At 62.3% G+C, this 669-nt stretch carries 1 protein-coding gene; it reads right to left on the bottom strand.

What is annotated here, in order from left to right:
* Positions 1-80 precede the first annotated feature (80 nt).
* Positions 81-452: a hypothetical protein gene (locus tag IE125_RS08810; protein ID WP_189444306.1), complete on the bottom strand. Its 372-nt coding sequence runs from the start codon at positions 450-452 to the stop codon at positions 81-83.
* Between the last annotated feature and the right edge of the window lie 217 nt (positions 453-669).

The following is a 669-nucleotide window of genomic DNA, read 5'->3' as shown; positions in this document are numbered from 1 at the left end:
CCGGGCGATGAGAGGAGCGATGTGAGGGACGAGATCGTGACTGAAGCCGCCTGCCGCTGGCCGGCAGGCGCCGTGATCGATCAGTCGAGGCTGGCGAAGCTGACTTCGACATTGCCCTGCCCGCCCGCTGCGGCGTTGGTGTTCTGCAGCGCCTGGGCGGCAGCGACGCTCTGGCCCTGACCGATCAGATCACGGCTACCGGGCTGCAGATGCGTGCCGCGCTGGGTCTGCTCGGCAACCTGGGTCAGTGCCTGGTCAGCCGCGGCGCTGTGGCCACCCTGAACCGTATCGACGGCGTACCGAGTCGACAGTGCCTGATAGTCGCTCGTGGTTTGAACGTTGAGCGCTTCGTGCTGGGACTGCAGCGCCTGCTCGGTAGCGAAGCTGTTGGCTTGTGCCACGGCCGGCAGGGCGACGACAAGAGCGAGTGCGGTCAGAATGCGCGTTTTCATGGTGTTCCTCCTGATGTCATCGGTTAGTGGGTTGGCCTCTTGGCCTAACCGTTGATGACATTATGGCGCCCACCCTGTTAGCTTGCTAATCACCTGCTGCAAAAGCGACTATCGACGCCATCGATAGCCATTGGCGGCTCGTGGCTCGTATCGTTTTTCTTCCGGACAAGAAAAAACCCCAGCCTTTCGGGCTGGGGTTCGGGATAGATGCCTGACG

The organism is Salinicola rhizosphaerae (assembly GCF_014652715.1).
GTDB classification, from domain to species: domain Bacteria; phylum Pseudomonadota; class Gammaproteobacteria; order Pseudomonadales; family Halomonadaceae; genus Salinicola; species Salinicola rhizosphaerae.
Note: the sequence above shows the minus strand (reverse complement) of the source record. Positions and strands in the feature narration are given on the sequence as shown.

Excerpts from the sequence above, each read along its gene's own strand:
- IE125_RS08810 (WP_189444306.1), bottom strand. The coding sequence starts at position 452 with ATGAAAACGCGCATTCTGACCGCACTCGCTCTTGTCGTCGCCCTGCCG.